Source organism: Crateriforma spongiae (genome assembly GCF_012290005.1).
Taxonomy (GTDB): Bacteria; Planctomycetota; Planctomycetia; order Pirellulales; family Pirellulaceae; genus Crateriforma; species Crateriforma spongiae.
The window spans coordinates 647153-673659 of sequence record NZ_JAAXMS010000004.1 but is presented as its reverse complement, the minus strand read 5'-3'; the positions used below and the strand labels follow the sequence as shown (position 1 = coordinate 673659).

Genomic DNA, 26507 nt, shown 5'->3' with positions numbered 1-26507 from the left:
CTGGGGATGACAAACGAGAATGACGCCGAGGCGTCGACAAAATGCTGGTCGCGGCAGGGCCGAATCAAACACGGCCGATGATGACGACGGAATTGATACCCAGCATTCCGAAGGAGTTGTTCAGGATGTAATCCACCCGCGAAACTTCCTGAGGTTCGTTCAGAACCAAACCGGGAAGCTCACAGGACGGATCCAGGTCGTCGACATTGATGGTCGGATGGACCACGCGGTCTTCGAAAGACTTTAGGTTGCCGGCCAGTTCCAAAGCGCCCGCGGCGCCCATCGCGTGACCGATGTAGCTTTTGGTGTTGTTGATTTTGGTGCCCGGGGAATCACCGAAGACCCGCCGCAGTGCATCGCATTCTTGGGTGTCACCGCTGTTGGTCCCGGTGGCATGCGTGCTGACGATGTCGATGTCTTCGGCGGCTAAACCAGCGCGGTCCAAAGCCATCTGGACACACTGTGATTGCCGTTCGGGATTGGGCAGAACAAAATCCGTGGCGTCGGTGTTCATCGCGTAACCGACCAGTTCGCCGTAAATCTTGGCGTCACGGGCCTTGGCATCGCTCAGCCGTTCCATCGTGTACAGACAACCGCCTTCGGCGACGACGATACCATTGCGTTGGGTGTCAAACGGCCGACTGGCTCGGGTCGGGTCATCGTGCCGGGCCAAAGCGTTTTGGCTGTTGAAGCTGGCAAAGATTCCGAAGGTGTGAATGCTTTCGCTTGTCCCGCCGGCGATGGCCAAATCACATTCGCCCAGTCGCAACATTTGCGCGCCCTGGATCAATCCCGCGTTACCCGCGGCACAGGCGGCGCCGATCGTGTAGTGCGGCCCGGTAATACCCATGTTCAACGCGATTTCGCCGGCCGGATTGTTGGCGACCGTTCGCGGATTGTGGTGATGCGACCAGCAACTGGTGTCGTAATCGAAACCTTTGATGACGTAGATTTCGTTCTCGGTTTCGACGTTCCCATGCTCGGTCACGCCGACATAAATGCCGACTCGCGAGCGGTCGATGTTTTCCCAATCCAGCCCGCTGTGCTTGACCGCTTCGTTGGCCGCGTACACGCCGACGCTGCCGGCACGAGTCCCACGACGAATCTCTTTCTTTGCCTGGTAACGCTTGGTGTCGAAATCGCAGACGCCGGCCAGGGTCTTTCCGAAGTACCGAATTTCATACGGCTGAACGCCGCTGCGTTTTTCCAGCAACGATTCCCGCATGCTTTCCCAATCGTTCCCATTGGGCGCAGTCAGGCCGATACCGGTGATGACGATTCGTTGATCGTCGGGCAATTTGGAGGCGCGGTTGGGTGCGATCACAGCAGCAAAGGGGCTCGACCAATCGAGCCGTCAGAAGGGGGCACAAAGCCGGGCCGGACGAATGATCCGGCGGCGTCAGGCGGCCGGTGGGTCCGGCGAGGGCGACAATCACAAAAAACTAGCGTTCGCAACGCAGATTGACAACATCCCGGTGGCCGAAGTCCCGCAGCGTTGCGGCCCCGCCCCCCATGCGAATCGTCACGACCGCCCGGCTTTTCGTCCCCACAATCAACCGCCACAAACGTCACCGCCAAGCAAATCGCCCGTGGTTTCGCGACCGGGCGTCCGCAGCCTTGATCCGGCGGATCGCATCGCCCGTTGGGTCGGCAGCCCGATGTCGCATATTTGCCCGATGTTATTTGCCCGATACCGTCCGGTCGCCCAGCGTCCGCAGGTAATCGGCGGTGGCGTCCAGCCCTTGCTGCATCGTCAACAATGGCTGGTACCCCAAACGTTCGGTCGCCGCGGTGCCGTCAAAATAGTGATCCCGGGCCAGCTGTGCCGCGACGAACCGAGTCATCGGCGGTTCGCCCGATCGTGCGGTCAGATGATAGGCGGCCTCCAACATCGTTCCGATCATTCGGGCCGTCCGCAGACTGACTTGGCGGCTCGGCGGCTTGACCCCCGCGGTTTCGCACAGACGCGTGATCCAAGGCCAGCAATCAACCGGTTCGTTTTGGCCGATAAAATAACTGCGTCCGGCGGCACGATCCGGCGACGTTTGCAGTGCGTCGATGGCACACACATGGGCATCAGCCGCGTTGACTACGTGCACCATGTCGATCCGGTTGTTGCCATCGCCGATGATCGCCAGCCGTCCTTTGGCGGCCCGGTCGATCAGCCGTGGCAACAGGTGCGGGTCGCCGTCGCCCCAAATCAAGTGCGGACGCAGCGAACACGTCCGCAGCCGCGACGCGTCGTCCGCTTGGATCACCATCGCTTCGGCCATCGCTTTGGATCGCGGGTAATTGCACATCCACTTGGTCGGATACGGCACCGACTCATCGACGCCGCTTTGGTCCTGGCCGTCGAACGTCACACTGGGGCTGCTGGTGTACACCAATCGGCCGATCGAGTGACGGTGACAAGCGTCGATGATGTGCCGCGTGGTCAGCACATTGTTCCGCAAGTATGGCGGCATGGCGCCCCAGACGCCGGCGATCGCCGCGGTGTGCACGACCACGTCGACATCGCGTACGTGCCGCATGGTCCAGTCGCGATCGGACAGATCCCCACGCCGATGCGTCATCCCGGCGTCGACCAAATCGGGATACTCGCGACGCGAAACACCGATGACTTCGTCACCCCGCCGTAACAACTGGCGGACGATTTCGGCGCCCAGAAAACCGCCACACCCCGTAACCAGGCACCGCGTCATGGCGCCGGAGCCCTGAAAGATCGATTCAAAGCCGCCGTTGATTGCCGTGAAAGATCAGCCTTGGTCGGTCGCCATCTTGCGGAAATAGGCTTCGATGGCGTCGCGGTAATGAGTCGGCAAGTCACGGCTGATCTGTTGAATGGCTTCGTGTCGTTCGGCCGGCGGCAGGTTTCCCCAAGCCGGTCCCTGATCCACATCCTTGCGATCCACATCGCCTTTGCCAAGCGGGTTGCCATCCGCCATGCTGTCGGCCATCCCGCCGCCGGGCTTTCCACCAGACGAACCACTGGAACCGGCCGACGCGGCCTGTTGTTGCTGCTGTTGTTGTTCTTCGATCTTGTCGATCATCTTCGTCAGTTTGTCGATGATCTGTTGTTCGCGTTGCTCCACTTCTTCGTTGGCACGCCCCAGATCCAACCGCCGCTGAACGTCGGTCATCATGCGCGAAATTTCGTCCAACGAATCCGGTTTCATCGGCCGGATGTCGGCGACCATCAACTGCGCCGTTTTGACGAACCGCTGTGGCGCGTCATCGGGGTTTTCCATCAGCCGTCGCAAATCCGCGAGCGCTTCGGTCTTCATCAACAGCGCGTGGTAACACACGCCACGGTAGAACAACAAACTGGCGGGCGCGACCGACGATATCGCGTCGACTTCCGCGATGACGGGCAACGCTTCGTCGTACAGTCGCTGCTGGGTCAGTTCACGCCCCATCCAAATCCGCACGGCGTCACGAGTCGATTCGGGCAACGAATTCAACGCGGCGTAATTTGGTCCGCTGGGGTCGATGCTTCCCGCCGCGGCCGTCAAGTCTTGGCGCGAAAGATCCACCAAGTCCGCCATCGATCGATCGATCCCCGCCGCCAGTTCGACAAACGCATCCAGCGGATCCACGTCTTCGGTTTGCACGGCGTGCAGAAATTGATCGGACGCTTGGTCGATGACATCGGGCGAAACGCCCAGGCTGTCCAAATCCGAACGTAAGCGAGTCGCCCACTGGTCGGCCGACAAGGTTTGCCAGGTGCTTTGTTTCTTCAGCGCGTCGGACGCGGTCGCCGGGGTGCCGATTGGGCCAACGGCAACCGCCGCCAAAGTCAGGAAACCGATGATCAAAGACGAAGTGAGTCGAGCCGATGTGTTGCGGGGCTTGGTCGCGGCGGCGAAAGAAAATTGGGAAGCGACTGATTCAGAAGATTTTGGGCAAAGGACGGAAGACCGAAAGTCTGGACAATCCGCGTGTCCGCTGGTGCGGGGGCGGGCACCGAATGGGGTGGCACCAAGCATTCGGGTGGCACCAAGCTTTCGATCCGACTTCATCATCGTCTTTCCTCGACCGTTCCACTCCGACCTGCCCCCGCATCCATCCGCAAAGGCAAATCGTGTCTAACTAACAAAATCGTTGTTTGACCTGGGACACCGCCCGTCGAATTTCGCGAATCCTTTCGAATTTGCGTCCAACGATGGGGCGTTTACTGGTTGCGTTCCAGGGCCAAATCACGAGTGATTCGGTACAGCCGACTCTGGCGTTCGGCCAAATCTTGCAGCAACGGTTGGACTTCCTCCGACGTCGTTTCGCCCGTCTGGATCAGTCCCGAGTATCGCCGCGTGGTGGATTGTATGCGTGTTTGAATCGTTCGGATCAATTTTAGTTCCGCCAGTGCCTGGACCAGCGGTTCTTCGCCCGGTTGTCCGGGTTGTTGCGGTTGCTGGTTCTGTTGTTTCTTCTTTTCCAGATCGTTTTGAGCTTTCTGTAACGCCGCAATCATTTCCTCCAACGCGGCCAAGACGTCTTCCTGCATCCCCTTGGTCACGCCATCGATCTTGGTTTGCGACAACCGCTGGGCGATCACCACGGTGTCGTCACGAATTTGCGAAATCACTTCGGGGAACGCGACACTTGATCCTTCCTCGCGCAACAACAGCATCGCGCGATCCGCGTCCAAGGTCACTTTTTTCTCCTCGAACGCTAAATCCCCCGCCTTCAAATCGGTCTGACGGTTCCGCTGTGCTTTGGGCGTTTGGGACAGCGCCGTGGTGTCGTCCAAGATCTTGGATTGCATCGCCGCCATTTGACGAAGCCTAGCTTCCAGTTTGGCCAATTCCCGCTGCATCTCCTCTTCACGCAGCTGGCGCAGGATTTGTTCCAGCTGATCGATCGCTTGGCGAAGCTGTTTTTCCGCTTCGCGTTGCTTTTCGACCGCGTCGTCACGCTTGGCTTCTTCCAGGTCCTTTTCGGCCTGACGCATCTTTTCGATGGCCTGCTGCAGCTGATCGTTCGCTTTGGCTTGTGGCGATTGCGGCGGCTGGGGCCCAGACGGCTGGGAATCCGAGGATTCCGATTGCTGGGATTCGGACTGCTGCGAGTCCGACGGCTGGGATTCCGATTGCTGAGACTGAGATTCTTGAGACTGAGATTGCGAGGGCTGTGAATCTTGTTCCGATTTCGGCGACGATTCCGAGGGTGACGATTCGGATGATTCGGCGGACGAATCTTGCGGCTCCTGTTTGTCGCCCGTGTCCGATTCGGATCCATCTTTCGGATCCTTGGCGTCTGATTCATCCGGCTCCGGTGCATCGCCCTGTTCGCCGTCAGATTCGTCGGATTCAGAGTCTTTAGAATCAGCGTCTTCGGATTGCGGCGATGATTCATCGTTCGATTCATCCGACGGTTCGGATGATTCCGATTCGCCGTCGTCCAGGTCATCGGACAACGATTCGGCACGCTCGCTAAGCGATTCTTGCTCGCGCTTCAGTTGATCGGTGTCGGCGCCGTTTTCAGTGCGGGCACGAGTGCTGCGCTGCGAACGTTCGACGCGTTTGAGTTCCCGAATGACTTTGGCGATGCGTTGTTTTTCGTCACGGATACGCTTGCTGCGATCTTCGGTCAGCAACAACTTCAACAACGCGGCCAATTCCTTGGTGGCCGTTTCCTGTTGATCGACGGCGTCTTGGAAACGCTGTTTGTCCAGTGACGATGCGGCGTCTTGCAGCTTGGTCAACACGAACCGATCGCGCGACTGTTTGGCGGCCCGTTTCAACAGCGATGCACGCTCGGGGTTCTCCGCGGCCTCCATGTCGGCCAGACGCAACAACAACGCTTCCAGTTTTTGAAATCGCGTCGCCAGACTGATTTGACGTGCCGAAAGAGCTTCGGTCGCATCGTCGGCCCTTGCAAACGATCCCAGCGTGGGGACCAGCACCGTCAACAACAGACAGATTAAGGAGAAGCGGATGCCGTGAAGTCGGAAGCCGCAAGAAGCGTTGTCGCCCGAAGCCACCAAAGCTGACCGACGACCAAAAACTGCGAAGGAACGTTCAGCCCGTGATCCGCCAGTCCGGCCGACCGTCATCGGGCTGGTCCCATGCTGGGACGGTGTTTCATCGCTCAAATTCAGGCATCCATCAGTCGAAGAAGCTCTTGATTCGCGCTTTTTGCTGTTCCTTGGTTTCTTCCAGCAGTTGTTCCTGGTCGTCAATCAGACCGCGAACCATGTCCAGAATTTCATTGTAGCTTTCCAGGTCAAGCATCTTTTCCAAAATCGCAGAAAGCTGCAACAAAGCCTGGTCCGCGGCCAGGACCGCCGCCTGACGTGCCTGGACGGCTTGCCGGCCGGACGGGCCCGATCCCGCGATGCTGTCAGCCGCGGCGTCGTCAGAACCTTCTGGTTGGGTGGTTTCGTTGTTCGAGTTGGGGGCGTCGGCCGCGTCGTCTTTCGCTTCGGCGGCCAACATCAATTCGGCGATTCGAGCCGACAGACGTTGCATTTCGTTGTCCACCACCGACCGCAGTGGATCGCGGACGGATTGGCCGATACGTTCCCGCCGGTCGACCGAATCGACACGGTTGTTCACCATTTCTTCTAGCAGATCGCCCAGGGCCGCGACGATACCATTTAGTTCCTCGCTGCTCTTGGACGCTTGCAATGCCGCTTGTTGGATACGAAGCCGCAATATCTGCCGTTGACGATCCGGCGAAGCCTGTTCGTCGGAATCCTCGGACGTGCCGGACACCGGTTCGCCTGGCATTTCCAGTCGTGCTAAACCGTCGCGAAGCGTTTGGGTTTCGTCGATCGTTTGTTCCAACCGTGCCCGAAGCCCCAGTTCACGCCGCTCCAACAGTGCCAACAAATCTTCCGGGGTGACGATCTGTAAGCGAAACATCTCGCTTTGTGACACGTGACGGCCATCCAGATCGTATGCGTCGGTCGCCTCGGCATACACGCTGATCGATCCGCCCGGTTGCAGCGTTTCGATCGTTCCCTGGTCGGCCAGATCACGCAAATCAATCGCGCCTTCGCTGCGTCCGTCGCGATCCGGCGTGGGCCGGAAAACGGAAAGCGGTTCGTTCGGTGTCCCCGACGCTTCGGGCGACGACACGACCAAGTCGACGGTGCTTTGGTCGATCCCATAATCGTCTGTCGCCTGGACAGCGATCGGCAACCGAGCGATGGGTGTCACGGCGGACCCGATCCCCGGCAGCTTCAACGAGACCTCCGGCGGCTGGTCTCGGATCACGCCAAAGAAATAGCGATACGGTGCTTGGGCACTGATGCCGTCATCGCTGATCGGCACCAATTTGACCGTCGTCGCTTCGTCGAAATGATCGATCGACAAGCTGGCCGACATCGCATCATCGACGATGCGTGGTGCAATCCCCGGAACGACCTGACCACTTTGGGTGACCTGGTGGTCGATGGCCCCGATCGGCGAACTTGCATGCGCGGTGACTCGAACTCGGCTGCCTTCGCGGATTCGCAACCCTGCCTGATACGGCGTGTCACGGTCGATGACCTGTTCGCCCTGGGGCAGGTCACCACGCAAGTAATCGGGATAGCGAATCTGTACGTCCAATTGCTTGACCGCCGGCGGCGTGACCGCTTCGATACGGTACCCGTCCAAGCGATCATCCAAACCGCGAATGGAAATCGACATCGATTCGCTAAGTCCGGCCAGTGGCGGGCCGTCCAGCAAGAACGCTTGGTACCCATCACGTTGCCGACCGACACGACGCAAGTTGGCTTGGCCGCGTGTGCCGGCGTCGGTTTGGTAATACGCCGTACAAACATCCGGCACGATCGCGTCATCGTCCGCCTTGGCGCGAATACGCAGTACCGGATCGCTGCCGCGAGGCAGACGAACCGTCGTGCCATCGAATTCGACGAACAGCGGTTCCGCATCGTCTTGTTCACCCGCGGTGATTCGCGGCAATTCCACCCCGACCATTTCCAAAGACGCACGTCGCGGCCATGGCTGGTCGCTGAACAACATCAACCGTGACGCGGCGGTCCAAGCGGTCTGGGGACTGATCACCAACAGCAACAATGCGGCCAAGGCCAGCGGCAGTAGCACACCGATTTTTCGAAGCAGTGGTCGCCACTGGAATACCGACCCCAAATCCACGTCGTCGGCGCCGGTCACCGCTTCACGATGCACGCGTCCCAGCAAACGGTCATCATGCGAATCCCCCTGGCGCCCCGGTCGCGTCAACTGCACCGCCGTGACCAGTCGTCCGCCCAACGATGGATGCTTGCGTTCGATCAACAACGCCAAAGAGTCATCGGGCAACGGCCGCGTCAGACGACCGATCAGCAGCCGCGACACCACAAATAACAATAAAGCGGCGATGGCAATTAACAACAACATCCGCGCCGACCGCGGCATCTCCGTCCCGCCCAACTTTACCGGCAGGTAATCCAACGCCAATCCGATCCAAAATCCGGCCAACACAATGACCAATGCCGCCAACAACGCATCCCAAGCGACGTACCGGCGGATTCGCGATCGCAACTGATCGATCAGCGAAGCCAGTTTCGGGTCAAGGGAACTTGCGGAAGACATGGAAGTTGGATTCAGTCGTTGCGGCGTTGGATCAAGGTCAAGCAGTGGTCAAAAATGAACCGTCGGTAATGGCCGTCATGCCAGACGGTGCAGACGTCGGGTCACCCATTCGAAGGTCAAAAACGTCGCGATCAGCCACATCAGTGCGGCGTTTCGGCGTCGAGTAAAGTCTTGGTCAGTGTTACCGGGCAGGACCGTGGTCTGTGGTTGAGGTCGTATGACGCGCACCAATTCATCGGCCACCGTGTTGGTCGACGCCGGATCATCCAATGGGAAGAAGCGGCCGGCGGTCAGATCCGCCAACGACGTCAGGGCGTCATCGTTTCGTCGCGGTCGCTCCAGTTCAACGGTTGGTAATCGCACTTGAACGCTTTGCCGCAGCACCTGTTCGGCCAAAGCATCGCCCAACGTCAATCGAATTTCATATCCGCCGGCCTCGCGCACGATCAGACGTCCGCCATAGGTTCCCGGGCGTGGTTGGCCCGGCGTCGGCGTCAAATCCAGATCCATCACGGTGCCACCGGGCGTCAACACCTTCACCGGAACCTTGGGTACCTGCAACGGTTCGAACTGGTCGTCGGTTAACACCGCGCGGATTGCGATCGTATCGCCCACCATCGCTTTGGAATTGTCGACCAACAGCACACCACGATTACTGTCACGCAGCAAACGTCCTTCGCTGGCCCAGCGGATCAACTGCGTGTAATAGCGGTCAAAGTAGGCGTCGCTGGCTTGCCGCAATCGCCACATTTCACCGCTGGCCTGAAAATACGTTCGACCCGAACCGTAAAACTGTGACGCCATGAAGACCGGCAATTCGTCACCGACACGCGTGGTCGGATCGGAAAATCGTGAATACGCTTTCGCGCCCGGTTTCAGTCCTTTGACACCCACAAAGTCATAGACGCCATCGAATTCGTCCCAGATTTGGAAGCTGGACGTCGGGTCTTGATCGATCCACAAGAATTCCGCTCGTTGCGCGTCCGGCGTGAAGTCCAGCGGCCAAGCATCATCACCGCCCTGGCGACCCCCACCCAACAAAGCACCGCGTGTGGCCAGATCGACCGGAAAGAACCCTCGTACGGTGCTGATGCGGGGATCGGTTCGCCCGCGGAAAAACAGGGGGTGATAAACCGGACCGGCGACCAAAATCAGCCCACCGGCCTGTTCGGCCAACCATCGTTCGATCAACTGCAACGATTCCGCATTGAACGATCGCCAATCGGGATCGAACATGATGATCGCGTCATACTCGAACAGGTCTTCGGGTGTTTCGGGAAAGTCCGTCAGAACCAAATCCGCGTCTTGGCTCATCCCGGGTTGCCCGGTCTGCAGCCAGACGTCCAGTTCCACCGAATTGTCCCGGTACAACAAGTTTCGCACGAACCGGTATTCGCGGGTGGGACCACCGGCGACCGCCATCACTCGCAACTTACGGGACACGACCTCGTATCGCGCCGCCTGGGCGTCATCACGCACGTTCGTGTCACCCTCCGGTGCAACGATACGTACCGCCACGCGACGTCGGCCGACGGATTCTGGTTCCATTTCAAAACGCAGTCCCGACAACGTCCCGTCCACCGGCAAAGTCACACGTCGGCTGTCGATCACGTTGGGCGGCAAATCGACGGCGGTATCGCCACCATCGGTGGACGCATTGCCGTCGCTTCCGGCCGTTTGATCCAATCCGTCCAGCAATTGGACTTCGACTTCGATCGGACGGGCGCCGCTGCCCTGCAACACCGCCGACACGGCAAACTTGTCGCCCGGATAGACGCGTTTGGGGGCATCCAGATCGACCACGCGAACGTTTGTCGCCGGACGACTGCTGCCCAAGCCGACCGGGTACACCGAAACCCCGGCACGTCGGGCCAGCGCCGTCGCACTGCCCAAGTCCACGCCGCCATTATTTTGGCCATCGGTCATGACCACGATTCCCGCCAGTGTGCTGGGTTCGTGGTCGGTCAGAACCGTGCGAATCGCGTCCCCGATCCGGCTCTCGCTGCCGACGGCGGCCACCTGAGTCTGCCAGTCCGCCACGCCCGATGGTCCCTGTGACGGGTCCTCGGTCGATTCCGGTTCCTCGGTCGTATCGTCCGCATCAGAGGGCCCCGACAAACCTAGAATCGACGCCAGCGATGCAGGGCTTTGCACACAATAGACGCTGCCCAAAGATACCCCGCCGATCAACAGACAACTGGCCGAGGTGACCAGGAACCAGCCGACCGATTGTCCACGTCCGGTGGCACCAATGGCCAAGGAGATCAAGGCCAGCAACAAGCCGACCGCGATCGCGAATCCGCCGAACCAGGCTATCCGGCGCGCGGTCGCTGAAATTGTTTCGTCCCCATTGGCTGGCTGCGGCTGTGCCGCCGAATCGGTATCCGATGATTGATCCGCCGTGGCGGTGGACATCCAAAGCGTCGGTTCTGATTCCGCATCAAAACCGTAAACGCTGACGCGATGTTCGTCGCGCATCTGCGTCAACAACGGCGAATCATCCAGCAGGGATTCAGCCAACTGCACTCGACTGGGCGATCCCGGATCGATGCCGCCGGCCAGCGACATGCTTTGGCTGGTGTCGACCATCACGACGACTTCGCTGGGCCGCGTCACCACCCGCTGCGTTCGACGTTGCAGGTCAAAGAAGAAGAACACCAGCGCGATCACGGCGGTCACCCGCAAAAGCATCAGCGTCCAGCCGACGGGCCGCGAAATCTCCACGACGTCGCGTCGATAAAAACGCACGCACAGCGTCAGCAGGGCGACCACGCCCAAGACGACCACGGCCCAAATCCACCACCCGTCCAGCGATCGGGCTCGCATGAATTCGTAAACGACTTCGCTTCGGTCCGCCAGTTGTCCGATCATCCGACGCGATCCCCCGTCAAATCACCGGTCGCTTGCGAACCTGTGGTCGATCGGTTCGACCACGACGCCGGGGTGCTTCCCACACCGCCGCCACGCGGACCACTTTTGATCGACGATGGGGCCGCCGCGTGATAGCTGGCCCAGTACGCCAGAGCCTGTTCGATCGCAAAAAACAACACCAACAATCCCAACAGAACCAGCGACACCAACGAACTGCCCGCTTGGCGTGTTTGGTCGTTCCAACGTCCACGGTCGATGAACTCCGCATCGACCGGCTGCAAGTCACGCAAGACCTCGGCATGCTTGCTGCGCTGCAAATCGCTTTCACCCACACGAATCGTCGTCGCCACCGGCCGCATTTCCGTTTGGCCGTCCAGCGCCGTCAACATCCATTCGCCCAAACCGGGACGCATCAGATCGGTCACATCGACACGTCCGTCGACGATCGCACCGACCGGATCCAATTCCAGCGTCTGCTGCCGGCCACCGTCACCAGATGCTGCACCGGAGCCCGCATCGGTCGAATCATCGTCGGCCAGGTCATCACGGGACAGTTCGATCGGCAATCGCGGCGGTTCGTTGGCCGGTAACCAAGTCAACACCGGGGCGTATCGATCGGCGGGCAAGGAGACACGCATCGGGTCGTCGACCGATCGAGCCGTTGGGGGCGACGCCGCGCTCCATAGATACGCATTGGTTTGCAACAAGAACACCACAAAAGTCGGATCACCCGTCCAGTTGGTCCATTGTCCGTCCAGCCCCGCGGCGACCGTCACCACGCGACCACGTCCGTAATCATGTTGCATCACCACCGGCACACCATCGGTGCGTCGCAGCGGAACTCGCACCGGTCCCATTTCAAGGTTTTCCGATTCCGTGGCGGCCGCGTCGTCAACATCGCCGGACACCACGTCCGTCGAAATGCCGGTGTCGTTTGCATCGTCATCTTTCAAATCCAGCAACCATGAATCGCTGAACCGAACCAACGAAAACACGCCGTCGCCGGCGGATGCCAGTGGAAGCAACAGATCCGATGAATCATCCATTCGCACATCCGCCGTCACGCCATCGGGGCGATCACGCAGCGGTTGGATTTGCAGCAACGCGGCCGGTAACAACCGTCGATCCGCCGACACCAAGGTTTGGTTGTACACCGTTCGATCGACCGATTCGCCCAGGAACCACGCCAGCCCGCCACCGCTGCGGACATACCGGTCCAGCGCCGCGGCGGCACCTTCGCCGATCGTCGGAACATCGATCAGATAGACCGCTCGAAACTCCGCCAACGATTCCGGCGTGATCGATCGCAAGAAACTGGACGATTCCACCTGCGGAACCGCACCAATGTTGACTTGGCCGCCGGGATTCAGAACCGATCCGACGTGATAGGCACCGCGGCCGTCGGGGTCATCGTCGATGACCAGAACCTTTTGCGTTTCGGATAATGGCAACGTGCAGATGCGGCGGTTGTCGATCGCCAAGGCATCCTCGGGCAACCAAGCTTCGATCGCATGAGTCCCCGGTTGCGCAACAAAGACTTGAAACGTCTTGGTGACTTCTTCGCCACTTTGCAGCGATTCGATCACGATGGCGGGCAACGATTCGACGCGACCGCTTTGCGGCAACCCCGGTTCGGGCGTCGTGACGTCGTCGCCGTACAAGACCATCCGCACGCCGATCGTCACGTTGTTGACCGGACCGCTGCCATAATTTTTGACTTTGGCTCGGATCACCACCGGAACGCCCGCGACCCAGACGTCTTGCTGGGGTGAAAGATCGGTGATCGCCAAGTTGCCCGCCGCCGCCCCGGCGCAATCGACCAACCGAATTTCCGCATCGCCATCGATCCGACGAAGCTGCTGAGTCAAACGCTCGGGCGCCGACCAATCGCGACGTCGAAAATCGCTTAACAAATAAACGTGTCGTTCATCGGCCGAATCGTTCTCCAGCAACTGAGCGGCCATCTCCACCGCCGCGGTCATGTCGGTCCGCAGCGGTGATGCCGCCGTCGCCATCACGCGTCGAATCAAACGTGAATCGCCGGTGATCGTCTGGGACGACAAATCCGCCGCCGTATCACCCCGCTGGATCCCGCCTCGGGTCGCCAGAGCCGCGCGGCTGGATCGCATCACCGTCAAACGATGTTCGCCGTCTTCCTGAGCCAATTGGCGGGTCAAGTCCTGCAGGGTTTGCAACGCCGACTGATAGGCGGTCGTGTTGCCGCTGGAATCCCCCATCGAATAGCTGTCATCCAACAGCACGACGTGGTGAACCGTTTTGCCGCCCAGCATTTGCATCAGCTTGCCGCCGCCGGTCCAACCGGCCAACAAGGCGATCAGCAAGGCCGCGAGGGCCAGACGCGACAGCAACAACAACAGTTGCCGCAACACCACCCATTTGCGTTGCTTGCGATAACTGGCCAGCAAAAAGTCCATCGCTGCCCACGGTTGTCGGCGATGGCGCAGCATGTTGATCAGGTGGACCAACAGCGGCACCGCGACAAACAGAAAACCGATCGTCAGGACGGGAAACAGAAACAAGTCGAAGACTTAACGGAAAAAGGAAGACGTGGGGTGAAAACCAATCAAAGGGTCCGGCGGCCGAATCAACATCCGATCGACCGGGCGACGAAATTTACTTACGCAAGTTGGGCAACCTTAAACGCGTCGACAAAAACTTGGCCAACACCGCATCCAATGGTTCACTGGTACGTGTCAGCATGTAATCGATCTGCAACCGGCCACATGCACGGCGGGTGGACTCCAAAAACTCGTTGAGCGCCTCCAGATAACCTTCCCGCAACGCCCGCGGGTTGCAATTCAGAATCTGGTCGGTTTCCAAGCCTTCGAATCGGGTCGCACCGTCGAATTGAAAGTCGACTTCGTGGTCATGCAGCACATGAAATAAGGCGACGTCGTGACCGCGGGCGCGAAACACCTGCAGCCCTTCCAACAATGAATCGACGCCCAGCAAGTCGCTGATCACCACGACCAAACCCCGTCGCGGAATCGTTTGTGCGATTTCCATGGCCACCGATTTCAAATCGGTCCGTCCGTCTGCACCGACTGATTCCAACAACGCCAGCATGCGAGCAAGCTGTTGTTGGTTGCTGCGTGCGGTGATGCTGTCGCGGACCGCGGTGTCGAAGGTGTACAGGCCCGTCGCGTCTTTCTGCCGAAGCGCCAGGTACGCCAGTGACGCGGCGATCGACGCGGAATAGTCGAATTTGTTCGAATCGCCATCGCCGTAAGCCATGCTGGCCGAACGGTCGACGACCAACTGCAACCGCAGGTTGGTTTCTTCTTCGTATTGCTTGATGTGCAATCGGTCTTGCCGCGCGTACACCTTCCAATCGATGTGCCGAATCTCGTCACCGGGCACGTATTGCCGGTGCTGAAGAAATTCGATCGATTGGCCGAAGTAGGGGCTGCGGTGCATCCCGCTTAAGAAGCCTTCGACGACCCGACGAGCCGTCAACTCCAAGCGGCGGATGCGACCGGTAACCTCAGGACGCAAATATCTTTTGGAACCGGGCATCGCGTGACAGGGCGTCTTCGGTGGTGGGCGTGGCGTCAATGATCCGATCGATGACTTCGTCGCTGCCGATGCCTTCGCTTTCGGCCGCGAAGTTGACCACCATGCGGTGACGCAGCACCGGTTTGGCCAACGCTTGGATGTCTTCGATTTGGACGTGGAATCGGCCCTGCAACAATGCCCTGGCTTTTCCGCCCAGAATCAAAAACTGGACCGCCCGCGGGCCGGCACCCCAGCCGACCAATTCGTCGACAAATTCCGGCACACCGTCGCTGCCGACCCGGGTTTGACGAACCAGCGACAACGCGTAACGAATGACGTGATCGCTGACGGGGACCCGACGCACCAAGTCTTGCAGACGAATGATTTCTTCGGCCGCCATCACCGGCTGGACATCTTGATCGTTCATTCCGGTCGTTCGCCGGGCGACTTCGAATTCCTCGTCAAACGTCGGATATTCGACGAAGATTTTGAACATGAACCGGTCCTGCTGCGCCTCGGGCAGCGGATAGGTGCCTTCCTGTTCAATCGGGTTTTGGGTCGCCAACACAAAGAACGGATTGTCCAGCGGGTGCCGCGTTCGCCCCACCGTGACCTGACGTTCCTGCATCGCTTCCAACAACGAAGCCTGCGTCTTGGGCGGCGTCCGGTTGATTTCGTCTGCTAGCACGACGTTGGCAAACAACGGCCCCTTCATGAACCGCAATTCGCGATGCCCGGAATTGCGATCCTCCTCGATGATTTCCGTGCCCGTGACGTCGGCGGGCATCAAGTCGGGGGTGAACTGGATCCGGCTGAAACTGAGATCCAACGTCTGTGCCAACGTGCTGATCATCAGCGTTTTGGCCAAACCAGGCACGCCTTCGAGCAACACGTGACCGCGGCTGAACAGCCCGATCAAGATTTCTTCGATGACATCGTCCTGTCCGACGATGATTTTGCCCAGTTGTTGACGGATCCTCTCCCGAGCTTCCGACAACCGCTTCGCATCATCTGTCCCCAAAGCGGCGTCGTCTTGCGGCGGTCCACCGTTGACGGTCCCGCCGTGATCGGCATCAGCGGCCATGCAATATCCTTGACGTGTTCCATGGATTGGCAGTGAAAAGATCGCTCCGACGCCTCAGTGTATGGCAAAACACATCCGCGGTGCGTCGCCCGGCGAATTTGGCCGTCGGCGTGAAGTCATTCGCCCCACAGTGCGGGCGACCGTCCGTCTGGCGGACCTTAACGCCGACCGCATGTTTCCGCAATTCAGGCCGACAACGACGCAGAATCAGGCAAAACCCGACGGCCGACCATCGACAATCGCTCGATCAAGCGACCCCACTCCGTACGACCGATTCGCCGCCGTTGGTTCATGGCGGTCCGGTCCGTGGTGGCAAGAATTCCGGACTTTGTGCCGACACGACCACCCGTCCGGTATTCGGCCACGCACCGCAGTTCGGCTGCCGCAGTCGTTCGGCCGGTGAAATACTTCGGCAGCCGCAGCAAGTTCAATTCTCTACATCTGGATCTCGTAGCCCGATCGGTACGGACGTGCCAGCATGCTGTCGGCCAGTTCGTCCCCGATCACTCGCTCGGCCTGGGGATCCCAACGGATCTCACGCCCCAGACGGCAACAAATGCCGGCCAAATGACAAACGTGCAGCGACCGCATATGCGAATGCACGTTGGCGATCGGCAACTGACGCGTGTTGATGCAGTGGATCAGGTTGGCCCAGTGCGCCGGTCGATCGTTGCCTTCCATCGGCATGCCCCGATAGATCTTTGCGATCGCATCGTCCGGAAGCGTGTCGTGTGCCAAGTCCTCCACCGGCTTGCCGACCAACTTGCCGCGATTGACGAAGATGCGTCCTTGGTCGCCTTCGAACAAGATCCCACGATCGCCGTCGTGCCGGATGTTCATCTCCACGTCGCCGCCGGCAAATTTGACCGTCAAATCATATTCACGCGCCGTGTTGTAACGATCGTCTTGCTGTGGAACACCATCGACAAAAGGAACGTCATGCATCGCGGTCCCGCTGACCGAAACGGGTTGATCGTTCAAGCCGGCCGCGGCAATGCCCAACAGACCGATGTCGATATGGTGAGCGCCCCAGTCGGTCAGCTTGCCACCGGAATATTGATACCACCAACGGAAATGCGTGTGCCCGTTGGTGTACCACTTGTTGTTGGGCGATTTTAAAAAGCGGTAGTCCGCCTTCGGTGCCGGCCCCAGCCAACGATCCCAATCCAAACCGCTGGGAACATCGGCCAGCGGAATCTCTGGACTCCAACCACCGGCATTGATTCGCACGGTCACCTTTTTCAAATTTCCTAACCGACCATCGGCGATGATCGCCAACGCTTTGTTGAACTTGTCAAAGCTGCTGCGTTGCTGCGTGCCGACTTGGACGACGCGTCCGGTTTCTTTTTGAACTCTGCGAATCAGCTTGCCTTCATCGATGGTCAACGTCAAAGGCTTTTCACAATACGCATCTTTGCCCGCCAACATCGCTTCGACCAAGATCTTGGTGTGCCAGTGATCAGGCGTCGAAATCTGCACCATGTCGATGTCGTCACGTTGCAGAATCTGTTGATAATCCGAATACAAATCCGCCTTGCCGTCACACAGCAGTTCGTTACCACGCTGAAGGTGACTTTTATCGACATCGCACAACGCGACCAAGTCGGCAAATTCTTTGCCCACCGGCGACGTTCGCGTTCCATTGCCGCCGCAACCAATCAACGCAAACCGCAGACGCTCGGACTTTGAGGCCGCTTTTGCGGTGGTCGATCCGATCGGCCAGGCGGCCAAAGATGCGGCCGACGCGGTCTTCAGAAACTGACGGCGTGACGGTGCGTGTGCTTGATAGCTTTCGTTCTTGCGATTCATTGCGGTCTCCCGGCGGTGGGGCGGTGGGAAGGGAAGGGGCAGAAGGTGGTGATATCGACTGGCATCGATCGCGTCGACCGAAAGTCGCGTTCAACGGTTGCCAGATTTCGATTGTTTCGATGCAAGCTGGCGTTCCAGTTCGCTTTCGTCGGTGTAACGCAGCACCGCCGGTGGTTCGGTGCCACGAGCCTGTCGAAGTTTCTGACGCCAAACCTTGCGAAGTCGATTCAGTTGACGCGCGTGTTTCGGATCCGCGGCCAGGTTGTTCAACTCACTCGGATCATTGGCCAAGTCGTACAGTTCTTCGTAGTCGGGAAACGGTGTACGCAGCGACGATTCCACCAAATCACGATAATGGAACATCATCGGATCGCTAACGCCGTACAACGCCGCGGTCTGCTTCAATCCCAACTGAGCCGCCGCTTCGATTTTCGCCTGGGCAGACATGCAATTGTTGCGATAGTAGCGGATGTACTTCCATCGCTTGTCTTGAACCGCTTCGATCTTGGGATTCCCAAAGTGGGTGACCCAAAGGTTTTCGGTGAAAATGTAATCGTGCACTGCGTCGCCGATCTGGTCGACCAAACCTCGCAGCGATTTTCCTTGCATCGTTTCGGGGACATCGACGCCCGCATAGTCCAACATGGTCGGGGCCAAGTCGATCGTCTGGACCAGTTCATCACATCGCCGGCCACGCGCATTCGATTCGGACAATGGGTTGAAAATCATCATGGGAATATGGGTGACCTTCTCATAGCAAAGTGCTTTGCCACCAAGCCCCTGTTCACCCATGAACAATCCGTGATCGGACGCGAACACCAAAATGGTGTTTTGATCCACGTCCAACTCGGCCAGCTTTTCACGCAACTGACCGACCATGCGATCAATCCCCGTCATCGCCTGCATTTTGCGGATGATTCGTTCTCGGTTGTCGTCCGGGTTGTCGACGTGGTCGTATCCGGTTTGACGATCCGACACCCGCCACACGTCGGCGGGGACTTTCGGCTGTTTGATTTCGGCTTTGGCCACATAGTGCGGCGGCATCGGGATTTCTTGATCGCGATACAGCGTTTTATAGATTTCATCATCCGAATCACGTAGCGCCATCGACCCGGCACCCGCATTGTGCGGCAGATTGAAACAGACGCTCAGACAAAACGGTCGCTCGGTCGGGCGAACATCCAGAAAACGGATCGCTCGCCCCAAGCGGTGTTCGTTTGACAAAAAATCCGTGGCCCCTTCGGCCAAGATCTCCACCTGGGTATCGAAAGCCGCGTCATTAAAAATCGCGTGCCGATCTTTGGGATAAAACGTCAAATGCCGATGGCCGGCGTAAAAGTAGTCGAACGACTTTTCCATCAGCCCGCTGTCATAACCGCCATCACCAATCGGTGCGTGGTTCTTGCCGACGTACCCGGTGTAGTACCCGGCATCACGCAATAGCACCGGGTACGACTTCTTCCAAGCTTTCTGCGCAACACTGGTCCCGGAGTTGAAATTGACACCGTGTTTACGTTCAAACTGGCCCAGGAAAATCGATATCCGACTGGGCGTACAGATCGCACTAGACACATAGGCGGAATCAAAAAAGATGCCATCTTTTGCCAATTGGTCCAGGTTAGGTGTCGACGTCCGTTCGTTGCCGTCACAACCCATCATCCCGTACGACTGATCGTCAGTCAGAATGAACACGAAATTGGGTCGCGTGTCGGCATGACACGGCTGCAAACCTAACCAAAGTCCGGCCCAAAACAGGCCCAAGGTCATCAATACGAATAGCTTCATCACAGGTGGGACGTTCGGATGAAAGGATGGGGAAAGGAAGGATTCACGGAAATCGCGATTTGGCTGCCATTGTTTTGACTTCCACGTCGCAGCCGTTTGGCATAGCGAGGGTATGGTTCGCTACGCCGTCTATTTGGAACGAGAACGTATTTGAATGGTCTGGGGAAAACCTTCGAACATTTCTTCTTGGTCGCCCAAGCGATACAGAGAAATCTTGGCGGATCGCCGATCGGGGGAAAAATCCACGACGCCATACCCGCTGCCTTTGCGATATCCGATTTCCATCGGGTCGGTCGTCTTGGGCAACAGGTTGCTGCCCGGCTGTGGATTGCCGACCGCCAGGACATGAATCGGGTGGCCGGCGTCGTCACGGAACTTGCCGGTGTAATCGCCGCCCGGTTCCGGTTGGCCTTTGTCCACACCAGGCCACCAAGCACGTGGGAATCCGTTCGCCGTGCCGGGAACCATGAACGCGTAACCTGCGTCATCGAAATCATCGACACCTTGCCGCAGCAAAACGCCCAGGTGCTGGTCGCCGTGAATCGAAAACGCTTCACAGTCGCCCAGGATTCGCACCGCTCGGTTGCGTGCCTCCACCGGCCACGCACCGCTGTCATGATAGTAGCGCCCACGCTTTAGGTTTTCGCCAACGTAAGTGGCCGCATTGCAGAAAATCGTTTGTGATAACGCGACCTTCACACGTTGTCCCGTCCAGTCGTCGGCCCATTGTGCCAGGAACGCTTCTTGATCAGGCCCCAGCAGATCGTATCCATCGCCACGTGGACGATCAGAAGCGGGAATCGCATTGGGACCCGTTTTGAATTTACGATCCTCTAAGATGGCAAATCCAATCCCGGCATAGGTCAGGTCCGTGAAGTACGGTTTGATCCCGTGAGGCAAGACTTTGTCGATCGCGGGATCGGGCAGGCTGCCGACCTGCGTTCTTTCCACGGCATTGACCCAATCGGCGGGCATCAGATAGCCGCCGGCGGCCCAGTCGTTCTTCTTGTCCGACGGTGGCAAAGCGCGTCCGCCGTGCCCCCAAATGTTGCCTTGGAAAACATCGTGATCGTCCGGCAGAATCACGCTGGGACGATCCTTCAGCAAGTCGCGCCACGTCCATCCGAATTGATAGTACTTTCGCAAATAATCCAGCATCGCGACCGGTGTATCGGCACTACGTACGACACCAAAGCCGCCATAACTTTCGTAGATCTGGTCGCCCGCAAAGAACATCATGTCGGGATCTTGCCGACTGACCTGCCCAACCATCGCGGGAATCGGAAACAGGTATCCGTTGTCGCAAGAAAAGCAGGCCAGCTGGAACGGTTCGTCCGCCGCCGGTTCCGCTCGGATCGTGCCGGTCCATCGATAAGTCTGCCCAAGCCAATCAAACCGGATCTGATAGTCTCGATCGACAGCCCCGGCCCAATCGTCCAACGTAAACACCGCGGTGCGGCTGAGCTTTTCAACGGGCTGTTTTTCGAATTCGCGAAAATCACCCTGATTGTCTTCGCCACGAAGACACAGCCGTGCCTTGGATCGATTTCCCTTTCCAAGCGGCGCGAACTGCACCATCAATCGGACACGGTTTTGATCTCGCGTGTACTGCGACCACAGGATCGGTCCGAACGAACGATCCGGATGCGACGAGATCAACGATCCCTTCAGGTCCACATTGGCAAACTTGCACATTGCCGCAGGGCGAGACCCACCGGCTCGTGGCGGCCCGTCGGCCAGCAATGAAATGCCGCCTATCACTTGGTCCAAGTCAACGGTGTCTTGAATCTGCCAAGTCTGCTGTCCGTTATCAGCGGACAACGTCAATGCGATCCGCTGGCCGCTTCGTTTCCCAGTCAGCGTCAGCCGGATGGAGGCATCGCCGATCGTTACGGATTCATCGCTGGTGATGGATCCCAGAACAAGCCTTCCGTTGGATCGAAGTCCCGCGTCGAAGAACTTCGTTGCCGACACCAAAGCGTGCCGGTATTCGGCAATGCCACCGCGGCGTCCAATGCGAAAGCCGGCGGTGATCGGGCGCGAGCTCTTGTCGCCCTTTTTTGGCACAAACGCAACGTCGACTGATAGATCCAGATTTTGACCGTCCGCCGAATCAGGATCCGTTTCCACTTCCGCCGGCAACCAGCACAACGTGCGATCTTTGCCGGCGGCGGCATGCACCACGCCGTCACGGATTCGCCAATCAGTCAGCGGGTTGGCCCACCAATCCGGTCCGATCCAAATGCGACTGCCTCGCCACGTGCTGCCGGCCGTGCGCGGTTGATCCATGCTGGCGTCTTCAGCAACGATCGTGGTCGACATCAGCATGGCGAAGGCGACGATCGGGAAGATCAAGAAGCGCATAGCGTTGGTCCTTTCACCGGCCACGGGGGCCGTGGGGAAGATTGACACTCACTGTCTGCGAATGATCATACCCACATTCGCATCCCCAGTGCGAATCACCGCAGGTTAAGAATCGACATGCCGAGATTATGTCGGGCTATGGAATTTGGACGTCGCGAATCGAAGATGTTCCCTGAGGAAGTGCGCGCGAAGTGCCACAAGAATGGGGCTCAAAACACCGGGGAAAGGCTGGCATTTCGCCGACGGTTCAAACGTTACGAAGCCACAAACAACGGCGATGCCGGAGTTTATAACGACGCGGTTTCAAAATCGCCGGCGTCCCAAGCGGTGGAAGAACCACAGGCCGGATTACCAAATGCCAGCACTGCGGTACGCCGGTTTTGATAAGGATGGTTGGCAGGCAATTCCGTGTGAAATTTTTTATCACAGCCGATCAGGCGGTCTATTTCGCATCGTTGATCGACTGAACGGTCGATTCGATGTGACCCTCCGATAGCCGCGTGCGAATGACGTCGCCTGGCTTGACCGATGTGGCATCGGTCATCGGGTTTCCATCCGGGCCATAGGTCAGGCTGTACCCGCGGCCCAACACTGCCAGCGGTGAAAGCGCGTGCAGCGAACTTGCGGCGGTAGCCACCCGGCGTTCGGCAGCTTGCAAACGACGCTCCATCGCGACGCGGCCGCGACTGTCCAGTTCGTCCAGAATGCGACTGCGGTGATGCAGAAACTCCATCGGACTCTTCAACACCGAGTGTTTGGACAGTCCGTCCAAACGCAATCGATGTTCACGAATCTGGCTCAGCATCCGCTGGCTCAGCCGTTCACGCCAACCCGCGATGGCACCGGCCAAAGCATTGGCATCCGGCAAGACTTTGGTCGCCGCATCGGTCGGCGTCAACGCGCGCACGTCGGCAACAAGATCACACAGTGTGACGTCGATCTCGTGACCAATCGCCGACACGGTGGGCAGTGGAAAATCGGCCACCCGCCGCACGACGGCTTCGTCGTTAAAGCACCACAGGTCTTCCAGACTTCCGCCGCCACGCGTTAGGACCACCGCGTCGGGCGGATCCGACATCGCGTCGACCGCATCCAACGCGGCCAAGATTGACGGCGTCGCGCCCACGCCTTGCACCTGAGCCGGCACGATCAAGATTTCCGTGCCACGATATCGCGCCGACGCCGCTTGCAAGAAATCAGCAATCGCCGCACCGGTCGGGCTGGTGATCACCGCGATGCGTGCGGGAAACACCGGAAGATCTCGTTTTCTTTCGGCCGCAAACAATCCTTCGGCTTGCAGCTTGGTCCGCAATTGATCGAACGCCAGTTGCAACGCGCCGACGCCTTGCGGTTGGACTTTTCGAACAACAATCTGGTAGGTGCCGCGAGGCGGATAGACTTCCAGCCCGCCGTAACACAACACCGCCTGGCCATCGGTCAGGTCGAAGGGAATTCGTGCCGCGGTGCTGCGCCAAATGACGCCACGAATCTGTGAATCTTCATCTTTCAGCGTGAAGTACATGTGGCCGCTGCGCGGCTTGGCCAGATCGCTGATCTCCCCGGCCACCCACAACGGCGGAAACGTGGCTTCGACCACCGCTTTCAAATGGCCATTCAGTTCGCTGACCGACAGAATGCGTTCGGGTGATTCGGCCATTGATCAAGTCGTCCCGCCTTTGCCACCGACCGCCGCATCACCGCAAGTGGCTGCGAAACAGGCGTCGGGTCCGGGTTGATAGCCGTTGGCAAACGCCGCGCCGGTCATCGGTTTCTTGCCGGCCGGTTGGATCTGATCGATCCGCAAGACGCCGTCGCCGCTGGCCACACACAATCCTTCACCCGATACCAAATGGCCCGGTTGCGACTGGCCTGGGCCATTGTCACTCATGGGCGTGACCTGGCGGATCTGCACCCGAACCGGTTTGCCACCGTTGCCCGGATGAAAGAACGAAAACGCCACGGGCCACGGTTGCATCCCGCGGACATGGCAATCGATCATGCGGCTGGACTGTTGCCAATCGATCTGGGCCTCTGCCTTGGAAAGTCGTGGTGCTTTGCTGACCAGCGAGGAATCCTGTGGATCGCCGATGACTGATTCTTGATCCCAATCCAGCAACCGGTCGATCGCTTCGACCGTGGCATCCACGCCGATCGTCGACAAGCGCTGCTCCAGTTGGCCGGCGGTTTCATCGTCACGAATCTCGGTCACTCGTCGCGCCAAGATCGGGCCGCCATCCAAACGCGGCGTCATGTGAATCACGGTAACGCCGGTTTCACGATCGCCAGATAACACGGCACGTTGAACCGGAGCCGCGCCGCGATACTTGGGTAACAGCGAACCGTGCAGATTGATTCCACCCAGCGGTGCGGTTTCCAACGCCGCGGGTTTCAAAATCTGGCCATAGTCGCATACGACCAGCAAATCCGGACGCAAGGATCGAAGCTGCTGTACCGTTTCATCGTCGTTGATACTGTCGGGACGAATCACGGTCAGCGATCGCTTTTCTGCCCAGTCGGCCACGGGTTGTGGCGGCGGACCACCACGGCTTTTGACCGGCGGTAATGGGCGCACAATCACCTGGACGATTTCGTGGGGACCATCGGCGATGCGATCAAACGACGGGACCGCAAACGGTCCGGTGCCCATCAGCACCAGCCGCAACTTGGAATCAGCCACTGGAAGACATCCTTTGTTTTTCTCAGGCGTATTTCTTTTCCCACGCCGACAACGCTTCGACCAATTTTTCGTCCGACGGCAGCGAACCGCTACGCTGTCGCGATAAGTGATCGGCTTGGAATTCGTCCAGTGCCGGCATCAATTCCTTGGTCGCTTGTTCGGGCATGCGGTCAAAGAACAGCACGCCGTTCAAGTGATCGTTTTCATGCTGGACCACGCGAGCGAAAAAGCCGTCCAAGACGCGATCGATTTCGTTGCCTTGCAAATCGAACGCCGACAAGCGGATCGTTTTGGATCGCTTCACCTGGCCATACATTCCCGGCAGACTGAGACAGCCTTCCTGGCCCGATTCGGTGCCACGCGGTTTGCTGATCACGGGATTGATGACGACCAGTTCTTCGCCCTCGCCGCGGACGCCCGTCGGGTTGCAGACGAACAACCGCAGCGGCAGATCGACTTGGTTGGCGGCCAACCCGACACCCTCGGATTCGTACATCAAATCCAGCATCTCCGCGACTATGGATTTCAATTCGGCGTCGACGCGGCGAATCGGCTTGCTTTCGTATCGCAGCGTCGGGTGGGGGTACTTGATGACTTCGAGCGGCATGATTTCCAGATGAATCGTTTCGGCGGGCTTGGGAGGGCAGCGAGCGACCCGGGACGAACCGGGCCAACGGCTAAGGATGACCGATTGATCGGTGCCTGGGGAGCCCCAGCCGAATCGGCGAACCCGGGCACTCAGTCAGCCGAGCGAGCCGACGCAGCAGTCGATTGACAGTGAATCCATCCGGCGACCGCCGATCGGGGCAGCAACGCACAGGTGGTTCCGCTAGCCTGCGTTGTTCAAAAGACCCGGAAAATGCCGTTTGAAACAAGTGAGCCGATGTCAGAAACCCGCGAAGCGAACTCGCTGCCCGTCGGCGACCGGATATCGCGCGAGTCTGACGATGCGCGACGATCGCTATTGACGGCACTCGGCCGACTTCTGGCGGTGTTCGCCATCGCGACCATTTTGGCGTCCGTGATGATGTGGCTTCGAAACCGGTCACCGTTCTTCTCGACAAGCTCACAATGGATGTGGGCGTTTGCTCCGGCTTCCGGCATCGCCGAACAAATCGCCAATGTCGTCACCGTGCAAGTTGTCATCGCGGCGCTATGGCCCGTGCCGCGTCTGTTGCGCTGGTATCAATGGCTGACCGTCGCGATTGTCATCGTGGGTGTGATGGGATTGCGAGCGGTGGTCCCGAGCTATCCGGAACTGAATCCCATCAACCGGTGGGTCATGGTCTTGATGGTCAGTCAATCACAGCTACTGAGCTTATTCTTGTCCGCATTTGTCATGGCCGCCGCGGCGCCCATCGTGCAGACTCACTTGGTTGCAAGAAACCAACCATTGATATTGCCGAACCGACAATGGACCATCGCCGGCATCATGGCCGTCACTTTGTTGACCGCCAGCGTGTTTCTAAGCCAACGTGTTTATCGGACGTTGGTGGAATGGTATTGGGACGCCGACGACATCGTCGATTCAAACTTTTGGCAAATGCTGTTCGGCTATGCGTCGTACATCTTTCCGCCGGTATTGATCGCCTGGGCCGCGGCGTTTCGCGGGGCCGGTTGGTCTTGGATGTGGGCGTTCCTATTCGTGATTCTCGCTTGGTTGTTCCAAATAGCCGGACAACTGTCCATCATGATTTCCATGAACGCAAGCAACCTGTTGATGGTCCTTGGCATTTCCGGGTTCCACTATCTGGTGGCCGACGGATTCGCGTTTCTAGTCCACCGGTGGTGTTTCCGGCGTTGGCGCAAGGCCGGGTACGACCTTTGGGTGCACGTGCGGTGGGCCGCGTGAATCGCACGG

The 26507-nt window shown here is 58.8% G+C and carries 16 protein-coding genes; 1 reads left to right on the top strand and 15 read right to left on the bottom strand.

Features of this window, described 5'->3' with window-relative positions:
- Positions 1-64: 64 nt before the first annotated feature.
- The 15 genes from HFP54_RS13835 to def form a co-directional block, all read right to left on the bottom strand.
- Positions 65-1324 carry a beta-ketoacyl-[acyl-carrier-protein] synthase family protein gene (locus tag HFP54_RS13835; protein ID WP_168565560.1) on the bottom strand — a complete coding sequence of 420 codons (1260 nt, stop codon included), beginning with the start codon at positions 1322-1324 and terminating at the stop codon, positions 65-67.
- Positions 1325-1679: 355 nt separating this feature from the next.
- Complete coding sequence (locus HFP54_RS13830; protein ID WP_168565559.1) at positions 1680-2702, bottom strand: NAD-dependent epimerase/dehydratase family protein; 1023 nt, start codon at positions 2700-2702, stop codon at positions 1680-1682.
- A gap of 54 nt (positions 2703-2756) precedes the next feature.
- Positions 2757-3815 carry a hypothetical protein gene (locus HFP54_RS13825; protein ID WP_168565558.1) on the bottom strand — a complete coding sequence of 353 codons (1059 nt, stop codon included), beginning with the start codon at positions 3813-3815 and terminating at the stop codon, positions 2757-2759.
- 356 nt (positions 3816-4171) lie between these two features.
- Positions 4172-5902 carry a hypothetical protein gene (locus HFP54_RS13820; RefSeq protein WP_390657382.1) on the bottom strand — a complete coding sequence of 577 codons (1731 nt, stop codon included), beginning with the start codon at positions 5900-5902 and terminating at the stop codon, positions 4172-4174.
- Between the two features lie 202 nt (positions 5903-6104).
- Positions 6105-8540 (bottom strand): polyketide synthase, encoded by a 2436-nt coding sequence (locus HFP54_RS13815; RefSeq protein WP_168565557.1) that lies wholly within the window; start codon positions 8538-8540, stop codon positions 6105-6107.
- 75 nt (positions 8541-8615) lie between these two features.
- Positions 8616-11411, bottom strand: a complete 2796-nt coding sequence (locus HFP54_RS13810; protein ID WP_168565556.1) for a VWA domain-containing protein — start codon at positions 11409-11411, stop codon at positions 8616-8618.
- Positions 11408-13951: an N-terminal double-transmembrane domain-containing protein gene (locus tag HFP54_RS13805; protein ID WP_168565555.1), complete on the bottom strand. Its 2544-nt coding sequence runs from the start codon at positions 13949-13951 to the stop codon at positions 11408-11410. Before HFP54_RS13805 ends, HFP54_RS13810 begins: the two co-directional genes overlap by 4 nt.
- Before the next feature lie 94 nt (positions 13952-14045).
- On the bottom strand, positions 14046-14927 hold the full coding sequence (locus HFP54_RS13800) for a DUF58 domain-containing protein (protein WP_145298071.1): 882 nt from the start codon (positions 14925-14927) through the stop codon (positions 14046-14048).
- Positions 14917-16011: an AAA family ATPase gene (locus HFP54_RS13795; protein ID WP_168565554.1), complete on the bottom strand. Its 1095-nt coding sequence runs from the start codon at positions 16009-16011 to the stop codon at positions 14917-14919. The genes HFP54_RS13800 and HFP54_RS13795 overlap by 11 nt, the downstream gene beginning before the upstream one ends.
- Positions 16012-16446: 435 nt before the next feature.
- Positions 16447-17820, bottom strand: a complete 1374-nt coding sequence (locus HFP54_RS13790) for a Gfo/Idh/MocA family protein (RefSeq protein ID WP_168565553.1) — start codon at positions 17818-17820, stop codon at positions 16447-16449.
- A 90-nt stretch (positions 17821-17910) separates the two neighbouring features.
- Positions 17911-19605: a sulfatase-like hydrolase/transferase gene (locus tag HFP54_RS13785; protein ID WP_168565552.1), complete on the bottom strand. Its 1695-nt coding sequence runs from the start codon at positions 19603-19605 to the stop codon at positions 17911-17913.
- Between the two features lie 129 nt (positions 19606-19734).
- The gene (locus HFP54_RS13780; protein WP_168565551.1) at positions 19735-21969 is read right to left on the bottom strand and encodes an alkaline phosphatase D family protein; all 2235 of its coding nucleotides are present in this window, start codon (positions 21967-21969) and stop codon (positions 19735-19737) included.
- 442 nt (positions 21970-22411) lie between these two features.
- Positions 22412-23626, bottom strand: coding sequence for an exodeoxyribonuclease VII large subunit (xseA, locus tag HFP54_RS13775; protein ID WP_168565550.1), 1215 nt, complete (start codon positions 23624-23626; stop codon positions 22412-22414).
- 3 nt (positions 23627-23629) lie between these two features.
- Positions 23630-24646 carry a methionyl-tRNA formyltransferase gene (gene fmt, locus HFP54_RS13770; protein ID WP_315853892.1) on the bottom strand — a complete coding sequence of 339 codons (1017 nt, stop codon included), beginning with the start codon at positions 24644-24646 and terminating at the stop codon, positions 23630-23632.
- A gap of 22 nt (positions 24647-24668) precedes the next feature.
- Entirely contained in the window at positions 24669-25253 is a 585-nt protein-coding gene (gene def / locus HFP54_RS13765; RefSeq protein WP_146413634.1) for a peptide deformylase, read from the bottom strand.
- A 276-nt stretch (positions 25254-25529) separates the two neighbouring features.
- Here def and HFP54_RS13760 point away from each other — a divergent pair, with 276 nt between their 5' ends.
- Positions 25530-26498 carry a hypothetical protein gene (locus HFP54_RS13760; RefSeq protein ID WP_168565549.1) on the top strand — a complete coding sequence of 323 codons (969 nt, stop codon included), beginning with the start codon at positions 25530-25532 and terminating at the stop codon, positions 26496-26498.
- The last annotated feature ends 9 nt before the right edge of the window (positions 26499-26507 follow it).